The following is a 16,295-nucleotide window of genomic DNA, read 5'->3' on the forward strand; positions in this document are numbered from 1 at the left end:
CGCCCCGACGGCCTGCGGTACGCCGCCGCCCACCTCGCCGCGCTCCGGGCCGCCGCAGCGGTGCTCGCCGCCCGGGCCCGACCCGCCCCGGCCCGGCGTAACCGGATCACCAGTGTCTGGGTCCTGCTCGTGGCCGTCGCGCCCGAGTTGGGCGAGTGGGCCACCTTCTTCGCGGCCAGCGCCGGCAAGCGGGCCGCCGCCGAGGCCGGTATCCCCCGGGTGGTCACCACCCGGGAGGCCGACGACCTGCTCCGCGCGGCCGAGGAGTTCGTGACGGTGGTGGAGACCATGCTCGGGATGGCGTACCAGCCGACCCTGGGCGGTCTCGCCGCCGCCTGAGTCGCCGTGGGAAGGTCGCGCCCCGGCGGCTGGCGCTGGCCCGGCAGGTGCACACCCCATGGCTGATCTCGCTCGGCTGCGCGCCCTGTTGGGCGACACCGACCCCCGGGAGTCGGTCGGCGACCAGTTGCCGATGATCCCGCCGATCCGCCGGCTGCTCGGCTCCCGGGTCCGACGGGGCGCGCTGGTGGCCATCGAGGGGGAGGCCGCACGATATTCACTCTCCATGGTCCTGCTCGCCGGGGTCTCCTCCGCCGGCGGCTGGTGTGCGGTGGTCGGGGTGCCGGCCTTCGGGTGTGTCGCCGCCGCCGCGTACGGGGTACGCCCGGAGACCCTGGGACTGGTGCCGCAGCCCGGTGCCGCCTGGACCGACGTGCTGTCCGCGCTGACCACCGGGATGGACGCGGTGCTGGTGCACCGGCCCGAGGCGGTGCCGGGCGGGTTGGCCCGGCAGTTGACCGCCAAGGCCCGTCGCTCGGGCTGCACCGTGCTCACCCTGGGTCCCGCATGGGAGGGCAGTGACCTGCGCATCTCGGTGGTCCGGCGGCAGTGGTACGGCCTGGCCCAGGGGGGCGGCCGGCTGCGCCGGTGCCGGGTGACCGTGGTCGCCTCGCACCGCCCCCGGGTCCGGGTGGACCTGTGGCTGCCGGCGGAGGATGGCGGCGTCCGAGAGGCCGCGCCGGTGGTCAGCGCGGCGTGACATCAGCCGCGCCGGCCGACGTGGGGCTGGGCTGCAACCGATCAAGGGCGGAACGTGGGCGGCGGTTTCCGCAGCTCAATACCGGTTCCCGCGCACTCGTCATCGAACGTGTGTTCTATTCTGGTCCCGGTCGTCGGCCGGGGGAGCCGACGCGGTACCCGGTTGCCGGCCGGGGCCGATGCGGCACCGGAAGGGGGCGCGCGTGTGACCGGGGCTGTCCGCACCCTGCTGCTCTGGTGCCCGGACTGGCCGGTGGTGGCCGCCGACATCGTCGACGGGGTACCGGCCACCGGCCCGGTCGCCGTGCTGCACGCCAACCGGGTGGTCGCCTGCTCCGTCGCGGCCCGCGCCGACGGGATCCGTCGCGGGCTGCGGAAACGGGAGGCCCAGAGTCGCTGCCCCGGGCTGCGGGTGGTCGATCACGACCCCGGCCGGGACGCCCGGGCGTTCGAGCCGGTACTGGCCGCCGTCGAGGAGGTGGTCGCCGGGGTGGAGGTGCTCCGGCCGGGCGCCTGCGCGCTGCCGGTCCGGGGACCGGCCCGCTACTTCGGCGGGGAGGAGGCGGCGGCCGAACGGATCGTCGAGCAGGTGGCCCAGAGCTGCGCGGTGGAGAGCCAGGTCGGTATCGCCGACGGGGTGTTCGCCGCCGGCCTGGCCGCCCGCACCGGCCGGATCGTGCCGCCCGGGGAGACCCCCCGGTTCCTGGCCGGGCTGCCGGTCACCGCGCTGGGCCGACCGGCCCTGACCGACCTGCTGCGCCGGCTCGGTATCCGTACCCTCGGCGGCTTCGCCGCCCTGCCCGGCGGGGACGTGCTGGCCCGGTTCGGGTTCGACGCGGCGCTCGCCCACCGGCTGGCCGCCGGTCTGGACCACCGGCCGCTCGCGGTCCGTCGCCCACCGCCCGACCTGGCGGTGACCGAGACCTACGACGAGCCGCTGGAGCGGGTCGACGTGGCCGCCTTCGCCGCCCGGTCGCTGGCCGAACGGCTGCACGAGGGACTGGCCGGGTACGGGCTGGCCTGCACCCGGCTGGGCATCGAGGCGGTGACCGCGCACGGTCAGGAACTGCACCGGGTCTGGCGGCACGACGGGCTGCTCACCCCGACGGCCATCGCCGACCGGGTCCGCTGGCAGCTCGACGGCTGGCTGCGCGGTGCGGCCGGCCGGCCGGGTACGACCGCTGCGGCCGTGTCCCGGCCGACCTCCGGGATCATCCGGCTGCGACTGGTCCCCGACGGGGTGCTCGCCCAGGTCGGGCTGCAACCCGGGCTGTGGGGGGAAGCCGGCGACGAACGGGAGCGGGCGCACCGGGCGTTCAGCCGGGTGCAGGGCATCCTCGGTCCCGAAGCGGTCCTCACCCCGGTGCTCGGGGGTGGACGTTCCCCGGCCGACCAGGTCCACCTGGTGCCCTGGGGGGACGAACGCCGCCCGGTCCGTCCGGCCGACCCGCCGTGGCCGGGTCGGCTGCCGGCTCCCGCCCCGGCGGTGGTGCTGCCCGTCCCGCTGCCCGCGACGGTCCTCGACGCCACCGGCGCGGTGGTCGGGGTCAGTGCCCGCCTGGCGGTCACCGCCGCCCCGGCCCGCCTCGTCGTCGCCGACGGCCCGCCCCGGGAGATCGTCGGCTGGGCGGGGCCGTGGCCGGTGGACGAGCGCTGGTGGGATCCGGCGCAGGCCCGCCGGCAGGTCCGGTTCCAGGTCTGCCTCGCCGACGGTACGGCCCTGCTGCTCGCCCTGAGCAGCGGCCGGTGGACGGTCGAGGCCAGCTATGAGTAGTCGACGGTGAGTTTCCACAATCCCCGGCAGCCCTGGTCGGAGCTGGAGCGGACCCTCTCCGGCCGGTCCCGCTCCGGGCCGGCGCCGTCCGACGGTCCCCGCTCCGGGGGAGCCGGTCACCTGCGGGTGGTCGACCCGCTCGCGGTCGACGCCGACGGCGGGGACGCGCCGGCCTTCAGTCGCAGCCGGGAGCCCTACCGGCCACCGGTCCTGCCGGAACCCGACCGGACGGTGCCCTACGCGGAGCTGCACGCGCACAGCAACTTCAGCTTCCTCGACGGGGCCAGTCACCCGGAGGAACTGGCCGAGGAGGCGGCCCGGCTGGGGCTGACCGCCCTGGCGGTCACCGACCACGACGGTTTCTACGGGGTGGTCCGGTTCGCCGAGGCGGCCCGTGCGCTGCGGCTGCCCACCGTCGTCGGCGCGGAACTCTCCCTGGGGCTGCCCGGCCCGCAGGGCGGCGAACCGGACCCGGCCGGCCGGCACCTGCTGGTGCTCGCCCGGGGCCCGCAGGGGTACGCCCGGCTGGCCCGGACCATCGCCCGCGCCCAGCTACGCGGTGGGGAGAAGGGCCGACCCGACTACGGTGACCTCGCCGAGGTGGCCGCCGAGCTGCGCGACCACGTGCTGGTGCTGACCGGCTGCCGCAAGGGGCACGTGCCGGCCGCCCTGCGTACCGGGGGTGTCGACGCGGCGGCCCGGGAGCTGGACCGGCTGGCCGCGCTGTTCGGCGCGGAGACGGTGGCGGTGGAGCTGACCGACCACGGCCATCCCGACGACGTCGACCGCAACGCTGCGCTCGCCGCGTTGGCCGCCACCGCCGGGCTGCCCACCGTGGCCACCGGCAACGTGCACTACGCCACCCCGGGCCGGCGGCGGCTGGCGACCGCGCTGGCCGCGGTCCGGGCCCGACGCAGCCTGGACGAGATGGACGGCTGGCTGCCCGCCGCCGCCACCGCCCACCTGCGCAGCGGTGCCGAGATGGCGGCCCGCTTCGCGGCCTGGCCGGGGGCGGTGGCCCGGGCCGCCGAGTTCGGCGCCGCGCTGGCCTTCGACCTGCACCTGGTGGCGCCCCGGCTGCCCGACTGGCCGGTACCGGCCGGGCACACCGAGATGAGCTGGCTGCGCGAGCTGACCATGGCCGGGGCCCGGGAACGGTACGGCCCGCGCGAGGCGCACCCGGCGGCGTACGCGCAGCTCGACCACGAGCTGAGGATGATCGACGAGCTGGGCTTCCCCGGCTACTTCCTGGTGGTGCACGACATCGTCGAGTTCTGCCGCCGGCAGGACATCTACTGCCAGGGCCGGGGCTCGGCGGCCAACTCGGCGGTCTGCTACGCGCTGCGGATCACCAACGTCGACGCGGTCCGGCACCGGTTGCTCTTCGAGCGGTTCCTCGCCCCGGAACGGGACGGCCCACCCGACATCGACGTGGACATCGAGTCCGACCGGCGGGAGGAGGTGATCCAGTACGTCTACGAGCGCTACGGCCGGGAGCACACCGCCCAGGTCGCCAACGTCATCTCGTACCGGCCCCGGTCGGCGGTGCGGGACATCGCCCGGGCGTTCGGTTTCTCCCCGGGGCAGCAGGACGCCTGGAGCAAACAGATCGACCGCTGGGGGTCGGTGGCGACGGTCGACGTGGAGGGCATCCCCGAGCAGGTCGTCGCGTACGCCAACGAGTTGCAGGGCTTCCCCCGGCATCTGGGCATCCACTCCGGCGGCATGGTGATCTGCGACCGGCCGGTGATCGAGGTCTGTCCGGTGGAGTGGGGGCGGATGCCGGGGCGCAGCGTGCTCCAGTGGGACAAGGACGACTGCGCCGCCGCCGGGCTGGTCAAGTTCGACCTGCTCGGGCTCGGCATGCTCTCCGCGCTGCACTACGCGTACGACCTGATCGGTGGGCGCCTCGACCTGGGTTCGATGTCCCTGGACGACCCGGAGGTGTACGACATGCTCTGCCGGGCCGACTCGGTGGGGGTGTTCCAGGTGGAGAGCCGGGCGCAGATGGCCACCCTGCCCCGGTTGCGGCCCCGCGAGTTCTACGACCTGGTGGTGGAGGTGGCGCTGATCCGGCCCGGCCCGATCCAGGGCGGTTCGGTGCACCCGTTCATCCGGCGCAAGAACGGCCAGGAGCCGGTGACGTACGCCCACCCGCTGATGCGCAACGCGCTGGAGAAGACCCTCGGGGTGCCGCTGTTCCAGGAGCAGCTCATGCAGCTCGCCATCGACCTGGCCGGGTTCGACGCGGCCGGGGCGGACCAGTTGCGCCGGGCGATGGGGGCGAAACGGTCGGCCGAGCGGATGGCCGGGATCGCGGACCGGCTCTACGCCGGGATGGCCGAGCGGGGCATCACCGGGGAGCTGGCCGACGACGTCTACCGCAAGCTGTCGGCGTTCGCCAGCTACGGCTTCCCGGAGAGCCACGCGATGAGCTTCGCCTACCTGGTGTACGCCAGTTCCTGGCTCAAGCGCTACCACCCGGCGGCGTTCCTGGCCGCCCTGCTCAACGCCCAGCCGATGGGCTTCTACGCGCCGCAGACCCTGGTCGACGACGCCCGCCGGCACGGGGTGGAGGTACGCCGCCCGGACGTCAACGCCAGCGCCGCGCGGGCCACCCTGGAGTCCACCGGGTCGACCCGGTGGGGGAGCGCCCCCGGGGAGCCGCCGCACGCCTGGGGGCTGGGCGGTCCGGCGGTCCGGCTGGGCCTGTCCGGTGTGCGTACCCTCGGCGACGGGATCGCCGAGCGGATCGAGGCGGAACGGACGGCCGGTGGCGCGTACCGGGACATGGCGGACCTGGCCCGGCGGGTCGGCCTGACCGCCGCCCAGTTGGAGGCGCTGGCCACCGCGGACGCCTTCGCCTGTTTCGGGCTGGACCGGCGGGCGGCGCTCTGGGCGGCCGGGGCCGCCGCCCAGGACCGGCCGGGCCGGTTGCCGGGGACGATCGCCGGGGCGCGGGCGCCGGCCCTGCCCGGGATGGACGACGTGGACCGGCTGATGGCCGACGTGTGGGCCACCGGCCTGTCCCCGGAGACCCATCCGGCCCGGTTCGTCCGGGACCGGCTCGACGCGGTGGGCGCGGTACCCATCGCCCGGCTCGGTCGGGTGGAGCCGGGTCGCCGGATCCGGGTGGGCGGCATCGTCACCCACCGGCAGCGCCCCGGCACAGCCGGCGGGGTCACCTTCCTCAACCTGGAGGATGAGACCGGCATGCTCAACGTGACCTGCTCGCCGGGGCTCTGGCAGCGGTACCGCCGGGTGGCCCGGACCAGCGTCGCCCTGCTGGTGCGGGGCCGGCTGGAGCGGCACGAGGGGGTGACCAACCTGGTCGCCGACCGGCTGGACGAGTTGGACACCCCGGTCCGTCCCGCCTCCCGGGACTTCCGCTGACCACGCGCACCACGGGGGCGGACCAGGAGACCCCGGTGGTCAGCCGGTCAGGCTGCGGGCGATCGCGGCACCCGCGCTGGCGGTCAGTCCGACCAGCATGACCCGCCGGAAGACGACCGGACCGATCCGGGCGAAGATCAGGTTTCCCAGCCACCAGCCCAGGGCCACGGCGGGTATCCCGAGCACGCCGATCCGTAGTGCGTCGCCGTGCACCTGGCCGACGGCGAGGAAACCGACGAGCCCGATGCTTCCGGTACCGGTGAAGATCGCGGCCAGGGTGGCCCGGAAGGTACGCGGGTCGTAGCCGAGGGCGTGCAGGGCGGCGACCAGCGGTGGCCCGTTCGTCCCGACGGCGGTGGTGAGGACCCCGCACAGGACGCCGACCGCGCCGACCACTCCCGGGCCGGCGTGCATCCGCACCCCGGACCAGACCAGCACGGTGCAGCCCAGCACCATCACCGCGATCAGCGCGGTGAGCAGCCGGTCCGGGGTGACCACCAGCAGCAGCAGGCCGAGCGGCGCGCCCAGCAGGGCGCTCGCGGCGACCAGGGCGGTGGTCCGCCACCGGATGTGCCGTCGTTCCCGGAGCATGGTGACCAGGGTCAGCGCCAGGCTGGGCAGCGCGGCGGCCACGACCGCGGTACGGGCGTCGGTGGTCACGGCCAGCAGGGGTACCGCCACCAGGGCGAAACCGAACCCGCTGACCGCCTGCGCGACGGCGGCGACCAGCACGATGGCGAAGGCGACGAGCAGACCGGACACCCGGTGAGACTGGCAAACCGGCAGCTGGCTGCCAACCGTACCGGGAGGAGATCCCGCACACACCGTGCAAGAACACCAACTCTCCTAAAAGGAGTTTGAGGCATCGACGAACGGGAGAACCCGGTGCCGGTGCGGGCAGTGCGGCCCGCGCGGTACCTCAGGAGGAGTCATGTCACGGTTACGGTGCGCCACCGCGTTCGTGGGGGTGCTGACGCTCGCCCTGGCCGGCTGCGGGGGTGTCGGTGGTGGTACCGGTTCCGGTGGGACCGGTGGGACGGGCGCGCTGACCACGATGGGCTTCGGTCTGCCCGACGAGATCGCCACGACCCGGGTGGACACCTTCCGGCGGGCCAGTCCGGACGTCGAGCTGAAGATCACCGAAGGTGCCTTCGACGAGCAGCAGTTCCTCTCCGCGGTCGCCGCCGGCAACCCACCGGACCTGGTCTACCTGGACCGCAAGCTGATCGGCACGTACGCCCGGCGGGGGTCGCTGCAACCGCTGACCGACTGTGTGCAGCGGCGGAAGGTCGACCTCGACCAGTACCGGCCGGCCGCGCGGCAGCAGGTCACCCTGGACGGCACCGTCTACGGCATCCCGGAGTTCTACAGCGTCCGGGTGGTCTACCTCAACGAGGCGGTACTGCGCGAGTCCGGCCTGACCGCCGCCGACGTGAACCTGGCCGACTGGGCCGCACTGCCGGCCCTGAACGCGAAGCTGACCCGGGTCACCGGCGGAAAGCTGACCCGGATCGGCGTCGACCCGAAGATCCCGGAGTTCCTGCCGATGTGGGCGAAGGCCAACGGGGTGGAGCTGCTCTCCGTCGACGGGCGCACCCCGCACCTGGACGACCCGAAGGTGGTCGAGGCGCTGACCACCGGGCTGGGGCTGATCCGTGGGCAGGGCGGCTGGGGGCGGTTCAGCGCGTTCCGGGACACCTTCGACTTCTTCGGCGCCGCCAGCCCGCTGGCCCGCAACCAGATCGCCGTCTGGCCGATGGAGGACTGGTTCCTCAACGTCGCGGCGAAGAACACCCCGAAGGCGGAACTGGTGGTGAAGCCCTTCGTCGACCGGCAGGGCCAACCGCTGACCATGGCCTCCGGCTCGGCCTGGGTGATCCCGAAGGGGGCGAGGAACCCGGACGCGGCGTGCGCCTTCGCCACGACGATGACCGCCGTCGACACCTGGGTGGCCGCCGCCCGGGCCCGGGCCGAGGCGCGCCGGGCGGCGGGCCTGCCGTTCACCGGTGTCTACACCGGCAACGTCCGGGCCGACGAGCGGATCTTCGCCGAGCTCTGGCGGCCCACCGGCAACCCGCGCTTCGACGAGGCGGTGCAGACCATCCGGTCGGTGCAGGCCGCCGCGTTCTCCATGCCCGCCTCACCGGCCGGCGCCGAGTTCGACAAGGCGTGGTACGGCGCGGCCAACCGGGTACTGGCCGGTCAGAGCCAGCCGGCCGAGGCGCTGGCCCGGGCCCAGCAGGAGGCCACCGCCGCCCTGGACCGGGCGTCGAGGTAGGCCCCGGCATGGGCACCGCAACCGTCCCCGCCGGTCGGCGGCCGGCCGGCGTCGTACCGGCACGCCGTCGACCGGTGCGCCCGGGCCGGTCGCCGTCGGCCCGGCGGGAGGCCCGCTGGGCGTACCTCTTCCTCGCCCCGTGGCTCGTCGGTTTCCTGGCCTTCCAGGCCGGGCCGATGATCGCCAGCGCCTGGCTGAGCCTCACCGAGTACGACGTGATCAACGAACCCCGGTTCACCGGACTGGACAACTACCGGCAGTTGACGAGCGATCCGCAGGTCGCCCGGAGCCTGGGCAACACGGTCCTGTACACCCTGCTGCACGTACCCCTGGTGATGGTGCTCTCACTGGGGCTGGCGTTGCTGCTGCACCGGGTCGGCCGGTTCCAGGGCTTCTTCCGTACCGTCTTCTACCTGCCGGTGATGACCCCGGCGGTGGCCGTCGGCATCCTCTTCCTGCTGCTGCTCAACACCCAGGACGGGCTGGTCAACCGGGGGCTGGCGCTGGTCGGGGTGGACGGGCCGAGCTGGACCACCGACCCGGACTGGATCCTGCCGGGCATCGTGCTGATGAGCCTGTGGAGCCTCGGCTCCACGGTGATCATCTACCTGGCCGCCCTGCAGAACGTGCCGCGTGACCTCTACGAGGCGGCCAGCATCGACGGGGCCGGCCGGTGGGCCCGGTTCCGCACCGTGACCCTGCCGATGATCTCCGGGGCGCTGTTCTTCACGCTGGTCGTCAACACCATCGCCTCGCTCCAGATGTTCACCGAGGTCTACACCATGTACTTCGGTAACCGGGAGACCCAGAACCGGTTCAACAGCGACGCGGCGACCTTCTACGTCATCCACCTGTTCCAGGAGGCGTTCCAGTTCCTGCACATGGGCTTCGCCTCGGCGATGGCCTGGCTGCTCTTCGTGATCATCCTGCTGATCACCCTGGTCCAGATGAAGCTCGGCAACCGTTTCGTCTACTACGAGGGGGACGACCGGTGAGCGGTACCCTGCTGCGGCGGCTGCCCTACCTGGCCGCGTCGACCGGTGCGGCGGTGCTCTTCACGCTGCCGTTCGTCTGGCTGATCAGCGCCTCGTTGCGCCCCCGGGAGTACGTCTTCGGCACCGGGTTCCTGCCGCTGCCCTTCGCCCCGGCCAACTACGCCGAGGCCTGGTCGGCGGTACCCCTGCCGACCTGGCTGTTCAACAGCGTGCTGGTCGGGGTGGCCGCCGCCGCGGCGGTGACCATCTCCAGCGCCTGGGTGGCGTTTGGCTTCGCCTACTTCCGCTTCCCCGGCCGGGACCTGCTCTTCGGGCTGGTCCTGGCCACCATGATGCTGCCGTTCGCGGTCACCATGATCCCGACGTACCTGATCTGGTCGGAACTGCGGCTGACCGACACCCAGGTACCGCTCTGGGCGGGCAACCTGTTCGGTTCGGCGTTCTACATCTTCCTGCTCCGGCAGTTCCTGCTCTCCCTGCCCCGGGAGTACTTCGAGGCGGCCCGGGTGGACGGGGCCAGCTACCCCCAGCTGTTCTGGAAACTCGCCTTCCCGCTGATCCGCCCGGCGCTGCTGGTCGCCTTCGTCTTCGAGTTCAAGGCCAGCTGGACGGACCTGCTCAAACCCCTGATCTACCTGCGCAACGAGGAACTGTTCACCCTGCCGCGCGGCCTGAAGGTGGTGCTCGACCGGTTCGGCTACGGCGGCGAGCAGCAGTGGGAGGTGGTCCTCGCCGGCAGCGTGATCGCCACCGTGCCGATGCTGGTGCTGTTCTTCCTCGCCCAGCGGCACTTCGTCGAGGGCATCGCCACCAGCGGTCGGAAGGGCTGACCCGGTGGGCAGGCCGGGGAGGTGACAGTGACTAGTCTCGTCGGTGTGGAGCAGACACGAGGAGCCCTCACCGGGCCGCAGCTGACCCCCCGTACCGCCGTGGTCTGGTCCGTGCTCCGCCGTGAGCTGGACCGACGCGCCGGGGAGAGCCTCACCGTGCTGGACGTCGGGGGCGGCACCGGTGGCTTCGCCGTACCGCTGGCCGACGCCGGGCACCGGGTGACCGTGGTGGACGCCAGCCCCGACGCGCTCGCCGCGCTGACCCGCCGGGCCGCCGAGGCCGGGGTCGCCGGGCGGGTCCGCGCCGTGCAGGGCGACGGCGACGCGCTGGCCGGGCTGGTCGAGCCGGGCAGCGTCGACCTGGTGCTCTGCCACGCCGTGCTGGAGGTGGTCGACGACCCGACGGCGGTGGTCGGAGCGCTGGTCGACGCGCTGCGCCCCGGTGGCGCGGCGAGTGTCCTGGTCGCCGGCCGGGCCGCCGCCGTGCTGAGCCGGGCCATGAACGGTCACCTCGACGTGGCTGCGGCGCTGCTCGCCGACCCGGACACGCACGCCGGCCCCCGGGACACCCTGCGCCGCCGCTACGACGCCGCGAGCGCCGGTGCGCTGCTCGCCGGGGGCGGGCTCACCGTCGAGTCGGTGCACGGGGTACGCGTCTTCGCCGACCTGATCCCGGCGGTGGCCGTCGACGGCGACCCGACCACCCTGCTGGAGCTGGAACTGGCCGCCGCAGCCCGCCCGCCGTACCGGGACCTGGCCGCCCAGCTGCACCTGTTCGCCCGCCGGCCGGCATGACCGCAGCGGCGGGAACCGGACGTGACCCGTTGGCCCCGGTCACGCCCCGCTACGGCACCGCGAGCCTGGCCGACGTGCTGCCCAGCGCGCTGGCCGTGCTCGGGGTGCCCGGGGCGGCCGACCCGCTCGGGCTCACCGCCCGGCTGGCCGGGGTGCGCCGGATCGCGGTCCTGCTGGTCGACGGTCTCGGCTGGTACCAGATCCCGGTCGCGGCCCCGTACGCGCCGACCCTGGCCGGCCTGACCGCCACCGTGGGCCGCCCGCTCACCTCGGGGTTCCCGTCGACCACGCCGACCAGCCTGGTCACCCTCGGTACCGGCGCCACCCCCGGCGAGCACGGGGTGCTCGGGTTCCGGGTCCGGGTACCGGACACCGACCGGGTGCTCACCCACGTCGACTGGTCCGGCGACCCGGAGCCCCGCCGTTGGCAGCCGGTCCCCACCCAACTGGAACGGGCCCGCGCGGCCGGGGTCACGGTGACCGTGGTGAGCCGTCCCGAGTACGCCGGCAGCGGGCTGACCGTGGCCGCCAACTCCGGTGGCGACTACCGGGGCGCCGCCGGCACCGACGCGCTGGCCGTCGAGATGCTCGCCGCGCTCGCCGCCACCGACGGCCCGACCCTGGTCTCCGGGTACCACCCCGACCTGGACTCCCGGGGGCACGTCACCGGGGTCGACTCGGTCTCCTGGCGGGTGGCCGCCGCCGAGGTGGACGGCCTGCTCGCCCGACTGGTCGACGGGCTGCCCCCGGACGCGGCACTGCTGGTCACCGCCGATCACGGCCAGCTCAACGTCCCCGCCGACCACCGGTTCGACCTGGACGCCGATCCCCGGTTGCGGGCCGGCGTGCACCTGGTCGCCGGGGAGGCCCGGGTGCGCTACCTGCACACCGAGCCGGGGGCGGTGGCCGACGTGCGGGCCACCTGGTCGGCGCTGCTCGGCGCGGCGGCGGACGTGCTGACCCGCGAGGAGGCGGTGGCGGCGGGCTGGTTCGGCCCGGTACCCGAGGCCCACCTGCGCCGGGTCGGCGACCTGGTGGTGGTCTGCCGGGAGACGTACGCGGTGGTCGCCAGCCGGACCGACCCCGGGGAGGCCGGTTTGATCGGGTATCACGGGTCGTGTACGGCGACCGAGATGACCGTGCCGCTGCTGGTGGTCCGGGGCTGACACCGCTCGTCCCGGGGCTGACCAGGACCAGGGCTGTCGGCCCCGGGGGTTAACCTGCCGGGGTGGGACGGAGCCAGACGGTGCCGCGCGGCGGCGACGATCCGCGTTTCGGCGCGGACGGGGACGATTCCGGCAGTCCCATCCTGCACGTCGACATGGACGCCTTCTTCGCCTCGGTCGAGGTGCGTCGGCGGCCGGAGCTGCGGGGACGGCCGGTGGTGGTCGGCGGCACGGGGCCGCGCGGCGTGGTCAGTTCGGCCAGCTACCAGGCCCGGCGGTACGGCGTCCGCAGCGCGATGCCGACGGCGCGGGCCCGGGCGCTCTGTCCCCGCGCGGTGTTCCTGCCACCGGACTTCACCGCCTACGACGCGGCGTCCCGGGCCGTCATGGCGATCTTCCGGGACGTCACCCCGCTGGTCGAGCCGCTCTCCCTCGACGAGGCGTTCCTCGACGTCGCCGGGGCGCGGCGTCTGCTCGGCCGGCCGGTGGAGATCGCCCGGCTGATCCGGTCCCGGGTGGCCGAGCAGGAGGGGCTGACCTGTTCGGTGGGGGTGGCGCCGACCAAGTTCGTCGCCAAACTCGGCTCCACCCGCGCCAAACCCGACGGCCTGCTGGTGGTGCCCGCCGACCGGGTGCGCGAGTTCCTGCACCCGTTGCCGGTGCACGCCCTCTGGGGGGTGGGGGACCGGGCGGCCGAGACCCTGCGCCGGCTCGGCCTGCACACCGTCGGTGATCTGGCCGCCGCGCCGACCGGCATGCTGCGCCGGGCACTCGGTGCCGCGTCGGCTGCCCACCTGCACGAGTTGGCCCACGGGCGGGACCCACGCCGGGTCAGTCCCGAGCGGGTGGAGAAGTCGATCGGCGCGGAGGTGACCTTCGACGCCGACGTCGCCGACCCGCTGGTGATCCGCCGGGTCCTGCTGGGCCTGTCGGAGAAGGTCGGCGTCCGGTTGCGCCGGGCCGGGCAGGTGGGGCGGACCATCTCGATCAAGATCCGGTTGGCCGACTTCCGCACCGTCAACCGGTCCCGGACCCTCCTGGTCGCCACCGACACCGCCCGGGAGATCTTCCAGACCAGTTGGGCGCTATTCACCGCACTCGACCCGGGAGACCGGATTAGGCTGGTGGGGGTTCGGGCCGAAGGTCTCGCGGACCGCGCCGCCAGCCCGCAGCAGTTGGTCCTGGGCGCGCCCGAGCGGGGCTGGCGGGAGGCGGAGGCCGCCGCCGACGCGGTGGCGGCCAGATTCGGCCGTTCCGTGGTCGGTCCGGCCAGCCTTCTGGGCAGCACAGATTCCCGCCGGAACGAAAATCCGACGCGGCCATAGGTCGTCCCGCTTTCCGACTGCCGAACCCCCTCGTAGACTGGCGGGTAAGCAGCCGGTTGGCTGCCACGGTCTGTCGGCCCGACCGGGCCCGACCAACGTGACCGGGGAGGAGTGCCGTGCCGCTCTCGGAGCACGAGCAGCGGCTGTTCGAGCAGATCGAGCGGTCGCTTGCCGAGGACCCCAAATTCGCCTCGGCCGTGCGCGCCAGCGACCCGCGCTTCCACGCGCGGCGTCGCCTGCTCGTCGCTGCCGGCGTGATCATTGCTGGCCTGGCCCTGGTGGTGTACGGCGCCGTGATCAAGGTGCCACCGGTGGCAGTGGCGGGCTTCGTCGTGATGCTGGCCTCGGCCGCGTTCGCGGTGCAGTCGCAGCGCCGGGCGAGTTCACCCGACCTGCACGTCGTGGGCGGGACCACCAGCAAGGGCCGTCGTCCCAGCCGGCGCCGGTCGTCACTGCTGGACCGCCTTGAGGACCGGTGGCGTCAGCGCCCGGAGGGGCACCGCTAGGAGCGTCCGGTCACCCGCTGGCCGGTCGGTTCGACGGCGGGATGACACCTGCCCGGATTCGCCTTCATGCCTGATCGGCCCCACCTCGCCTGCGCCGAGAGCGCAGGCGAGGTGGGGCCGATCAGTTGTGCTCCGGCACCGGCGGGGGGCGCCCGGCGGCGACCGGGCCGGCGGGCGCTCTCAGCGGGCCGGACGGTTGGCCAGCAGCCGGCGCGGATTCCACCGCAGCATCGCGGTGCGCAGCCGGCCCACCGCCGCCACCACGCGGGACGAGGTGTCACCGACCCAGGTACGCCAGTGCAGCAGCACCGACGGCGGAAGCACCGCCGCCAGCACCCGGGTACGCCGGTCCGCCTCGGCGGCCAGCGCCCGGCGTACCGACCGCAGTGCGGGCGGCAGTTGACCACCGGTGAGCGGCTCCCGGGCGTACCGGGCCCGTTCCTCCGCCCGCCCGAGCAGCCGCGCCGCCTCGGCCGCCGGCTCGTCCAGGCCCTGCCGGACCAGCCGGTCGGCGGTGGCCCGGGGGGTCTCCGTCCGGTCCACCGGGATCCGGAAGTCCACCAGGGTGTCCAGCAGTTCCGCCCAGGCCGCGTGCGCGTCGGCCCGGGCCTGTTGCAGGTCCGGGTCGAGGACCACCAGGCCGGTGACCGACCCGCCCGGCCCCGGTGTCGCCCGGACACTCGTCCCGCCGCCCGTCGCGCCCACCCGGTGCGGCTGCCGGCTGCGCCGCAGGGCGGCCCGCCGCAGGGCCGGTACCGCCAGCAGGCCGGCGAGCAGGACCACACCCAGCAGCCACCACGGCCAGTTCGGTGACGCCGGTCCGCCGGTACCCGCCGCGGTGTTCAGGTCGGCGTCCAGCTCACGGTCGGCGGCGTCCGGTCCGTCCGGCCCGGCCGACGCCGGCACCCCGCCCGGCGTGGTGGTCGCCGTGCTCGACGGCACCGGGTCGGGGGCGTCGGCGTTCGGCGCCCACGCCGAGCGGGCCGACCCGACCACGCTGTCGGCCGGCGTGGCGTCGAAGGGTACCCAGCCGATGCCGTTGAAGAAGACCTCGGTCCAGGCGTGCAGGTTGCGGTTGGTCAGGGTGTAGGTGTCACCCTGCCGGCCACTGCCGTTGGTGAAGCCGAACGCCACCCGGGCCGGGATACCGGCGGCCCGGACCAGCCAGGCCATCGCCGCCGCGTACTGCTGGCAGAAACCGACCCGGTTCTCCAGGAAGTCCACGATCTCCTGCCCGCTGGTACCGCGCTCGGTGCTGAGCTGGTAGCGGAAGCCGTTCTTCGCGGAGAAGAAGTCGTAGATCGCCCGGACCCGGTCGTAGTCGGTGGTCCGGCCCGCGATGAGTTCCCGGACCCGGTTCTCCACCGCCGGCACGATCGGTCGGGTGGTCTGCTCGGCGAGCACCGAGGCGTCCGCGCTGAGTGGCCGGGCGGCCCGCAGCACCTCCGGGCTGTACGTCGAGCGGACGTAGTCGAAGGAGTACTTCTTTCCCCGCGAGGTGCCCCGCTTGGCGAAGACCACGTCCAGTTCCTGGTCGTAGAGCCAGTTGCCGTCCAGCCCCCGGATCCGGACCGGCTGGTCGTAGACCGGCAGCAGCCGCATGTTCAGGTCCCGGGTGATCTCCACCTCCGCCTGGTACTGCCGCCGGGTCACCCCACCGGGGACGGGCTCGGGTTCCGGCAGCCCCCGGTTGACCGCCGCGCCGCTCGGGTTCCGGACCCGGAAACCGTCCGGCCGCAGCTCGTCCGCCACCCCGAAGCGCAGGTAGAACGGGCTGGGCTCGGCGGTCGTCACCCGGACCATGTCGGTCGTCTCGGACTGGGTGAGCTGACCACTCAGCGCGGCGAACAGGTCGATCTCCCCGGACGTGCCGCCCGCCCCGGACCCGCCGGTGCCGTCCCCGCTGCCGGAGGTGAACCTGTCCAGCAGCCCCCCGGTCATCCCGGGTACGGCCAGCGGCAACGCGACGGCGATGGCCACCCCGATCACCGCCAGTCGCCGCCCGGCGGAGGCCAGCGGCGACGGTTCCCACACGTCGACGTCCCGCCCGTCGCCGGTGAACCGTCGGCCGAACCGGCGTACCCGTTCCACGTTGTCGGCCACCAGCAGCCAGAGGAAACCCGCCGCGCCGATGACGAACGGCACCGGCGGGACGCTGTCCACGTAGACCGCCACCGGTACCGAGTAGATGGCCA

The 16,295-nt window shown here is 74.2% G+C and carries 13 protein-coding genes; 11 read left to right on the forward strand and 2 right to left on the reverse strand.

Annotation, left to right across the window (positions count from 1 at the left end):
- From GSF22_RS18225 to GSF22_RS18240, 4 genes are all read left to right on the forward strand, one after another.
- Positions 1-339: SAV_6107 family HEPN domain-containing protein (locus GSF22_RS18225; RefSeq protein ID WP_208814828.1), on the forward strand; the 339-nt coding region annotated here is incomplete at its 5' end.
- A gap of 58 nt (positions 340-397) precedes the next feature.
- A complete protein-coding gene (locus tag GSF22_RS18230; RefSeq protein ID WP_208814829.1) occupies positions 398-1,039 on the forward strand; it encodes a hypothetical protein in 642 nt (213 codons plus the stop codon).
- Between the two features lie 204 nt (positions 1,040-1,243).
- The gene (locus tag GSF22_RS18235) at positions 1,244-2,812 is read left to right on the forward strand and encodes a DNA polymerase Y family protein (protein ID WP_208814830.1); all 1,569 of its coding nucleotides are present in this window, start codon (positions 1,244-1,246) and stop codon (positions 2,810-2,812) included.
- 6 nt (positions 2,813-2,818) lie between these two features.
- The gene (locus GSF22_RS18240) at positions 2,819-6,205 is read left to right on the forward strand and encodes an error-prone DNA polymerase (protein WP_208814831.1); all 3,387 of its coding nucleotides are present in this window, start codon (positions 2,819-2,821) and stop codon (positions 6,203-6,205) included.
- A 39-nt stretch (positions 6,206-6,244) separates the two neighbouring features.
- Here GSF22_RS18240 and GSF22_RS18245 read toward each other — a convergent pair whose 3' ends face one another.
- Positions 6,245-6,967, reverse strand: coding sequence for a sulfite exporter TauE/SafE family protein (locus tag GSF22_RS18245; RefSeq protein ID WP_208814832.1), 723 nt, complete (start codon positions 6,965-6,967; stop codon positions 6,245-6,247).
- 169 nt (positions 6,968-7,136) lie between these two features.
- Here GSF22_RS18245 and GSF22_RS18250 point away from each other — a divergent pair, with 169 nt between their 5' ends.
- The 7 genes from GSF22_RS18250 (at position 7,137) to GSF22_RS18280 (ending at position 14,100) form a co-directional block, all read left to right on the forward strand.
- Positions 7,137-8,483 carry an extracellular solute-binding protein gene (locus tag GSF22_RS18250; RefSeq protein WP_208814833.1) on the forward strand — a complete coding sequence of 449 codons (1,347 nt, stop codon included), beginning with the start codon at positions 7,137-7,139 and terminating at the stop codon, positions 8,481-8,483.
- 8 nt (positions 8,484-8,491) lie between these two features.
- Entirely contained in the window at positions 8,492-9,478 is a 987-nt protein-coding gene (locus GSF22_RS18255; protein ID WP_208814834.1) for a carbohydrate ABC transporter permease, read from the forward strand.
- Complete coding sequence (locus GSF22_RS18260; RefSeq protein ID WP_307804095.1) at positions 9,475-10,308, forward strand: carbohydrate ABC transporter permease; 834 nt, start codon at positions 9,475-9,477, stop codon at positions 10,306-10,308. Before GSF22_RS18255 ends, GSF22_RS18260 begins: the two co-directional genes overlap by 4 nt.
- A 27-nt stretch (positions 10,309-10,335) precedes the next feature.
- Positions 10,336-11,103: a methyltransferase domain-containing protein gene (locus tag GSF22_RS18265; RefSeq protein WP_208814835.1), complete on the forward strand. Its 768-nt coding sequence runs from the start codon at positions 10,336-10,338 to the stop codon at positions 11,101-11,103.
- Positions 11,100-12,269 (forward strand): alkaline phosphatase family protein, encoded by a 1,170-nt coding sequence (locus GSF22_RS18270; protein WP_208814836.1) that lies wholly within the window; start codon positions 11,100-11,102, stop codon positions 12,267-12,269. The genes GSF22_RS18265 and GSF22_RS18270 overlap by 4 nt, the downstream gene beginning before the upstream one ends.
- 62 nt (positions 12,270-12,331) lie before the next feature.
- Entirely contained in the window at positions 12,332-13,594 is a 1,263-nt protein-coding gene (locus tag GSF22_RS18275; RefSeq protein WP_208814837.1) for a DNA polymerase IV, read from the forward strand.
- A 116-nt stretch (positions 13,595-13,710) separates the two neighbouring features.
- A complete protein-coding gene (locus GSF22_RS18280) occupies positions 13,711-14,100 on the forward strand; it encodes a DUF3040 domain-containing protein (RefSeq protein WP_208814838.1) in 390 nt (129 codons plus the stop codon).
- Positions 14,101-14,280: 180 nt separating this feature from the next.
- On the opposite strand, the gene GSF22_RS18285 is transcribed toward GSF22_RS18280, so the two are convergent.
- A partial coding sequence (locus tag GSF22_RS18285; RefSeq protein ID WP_208814839.1) for a transglutaminase TgpA family protein occupies positions 14,281-16,295 on the reverse strand: 2,015 nt, incomplete at its 5' end.

Origin of the sequence: Micromonospora echinofusca (assembly GCF_017614955.1) — a bacterium.
In the GTDB taxonomy this organism is placed as follows: domain Bacteria; phylum Actinomycetota; class Actinomycetes; order Mycobacteriales; family Micromonosporaceae; genus Micromonospora; species Micromonospora echinofusca_A.

Coding starts and splice junctions, on each gene's coding strand:
- GSF22_RS18270 (WP_208814836.1), top strand. CDS start 11,100: ATGACCGCAGCGGCGGGAACCGGACGTGACCCGTTGGCCCCGGTCACG.
- GSF22_RS18255 (WP_208814834.1), top strand. CDS start 8,492: ATGGGCACCGCAACCGTCCCCGCCGGTCGGCGGCCGGCCGGCGTCGTA.
- GSF22_RS18250 (WP_208814833.1), top strand. CDS start 7,137: ATGTCACGGTTACGGTGCGCCACCGCGTTCGTGGGGGTGCTGACGCTC.
- GSF22_RS18230 (WP_208814829.1), top strand. CDS start 398: ATGGCTGATCTCGCTCGGCTGCGCGCCCTGTTGGGCGACACCGACCCC.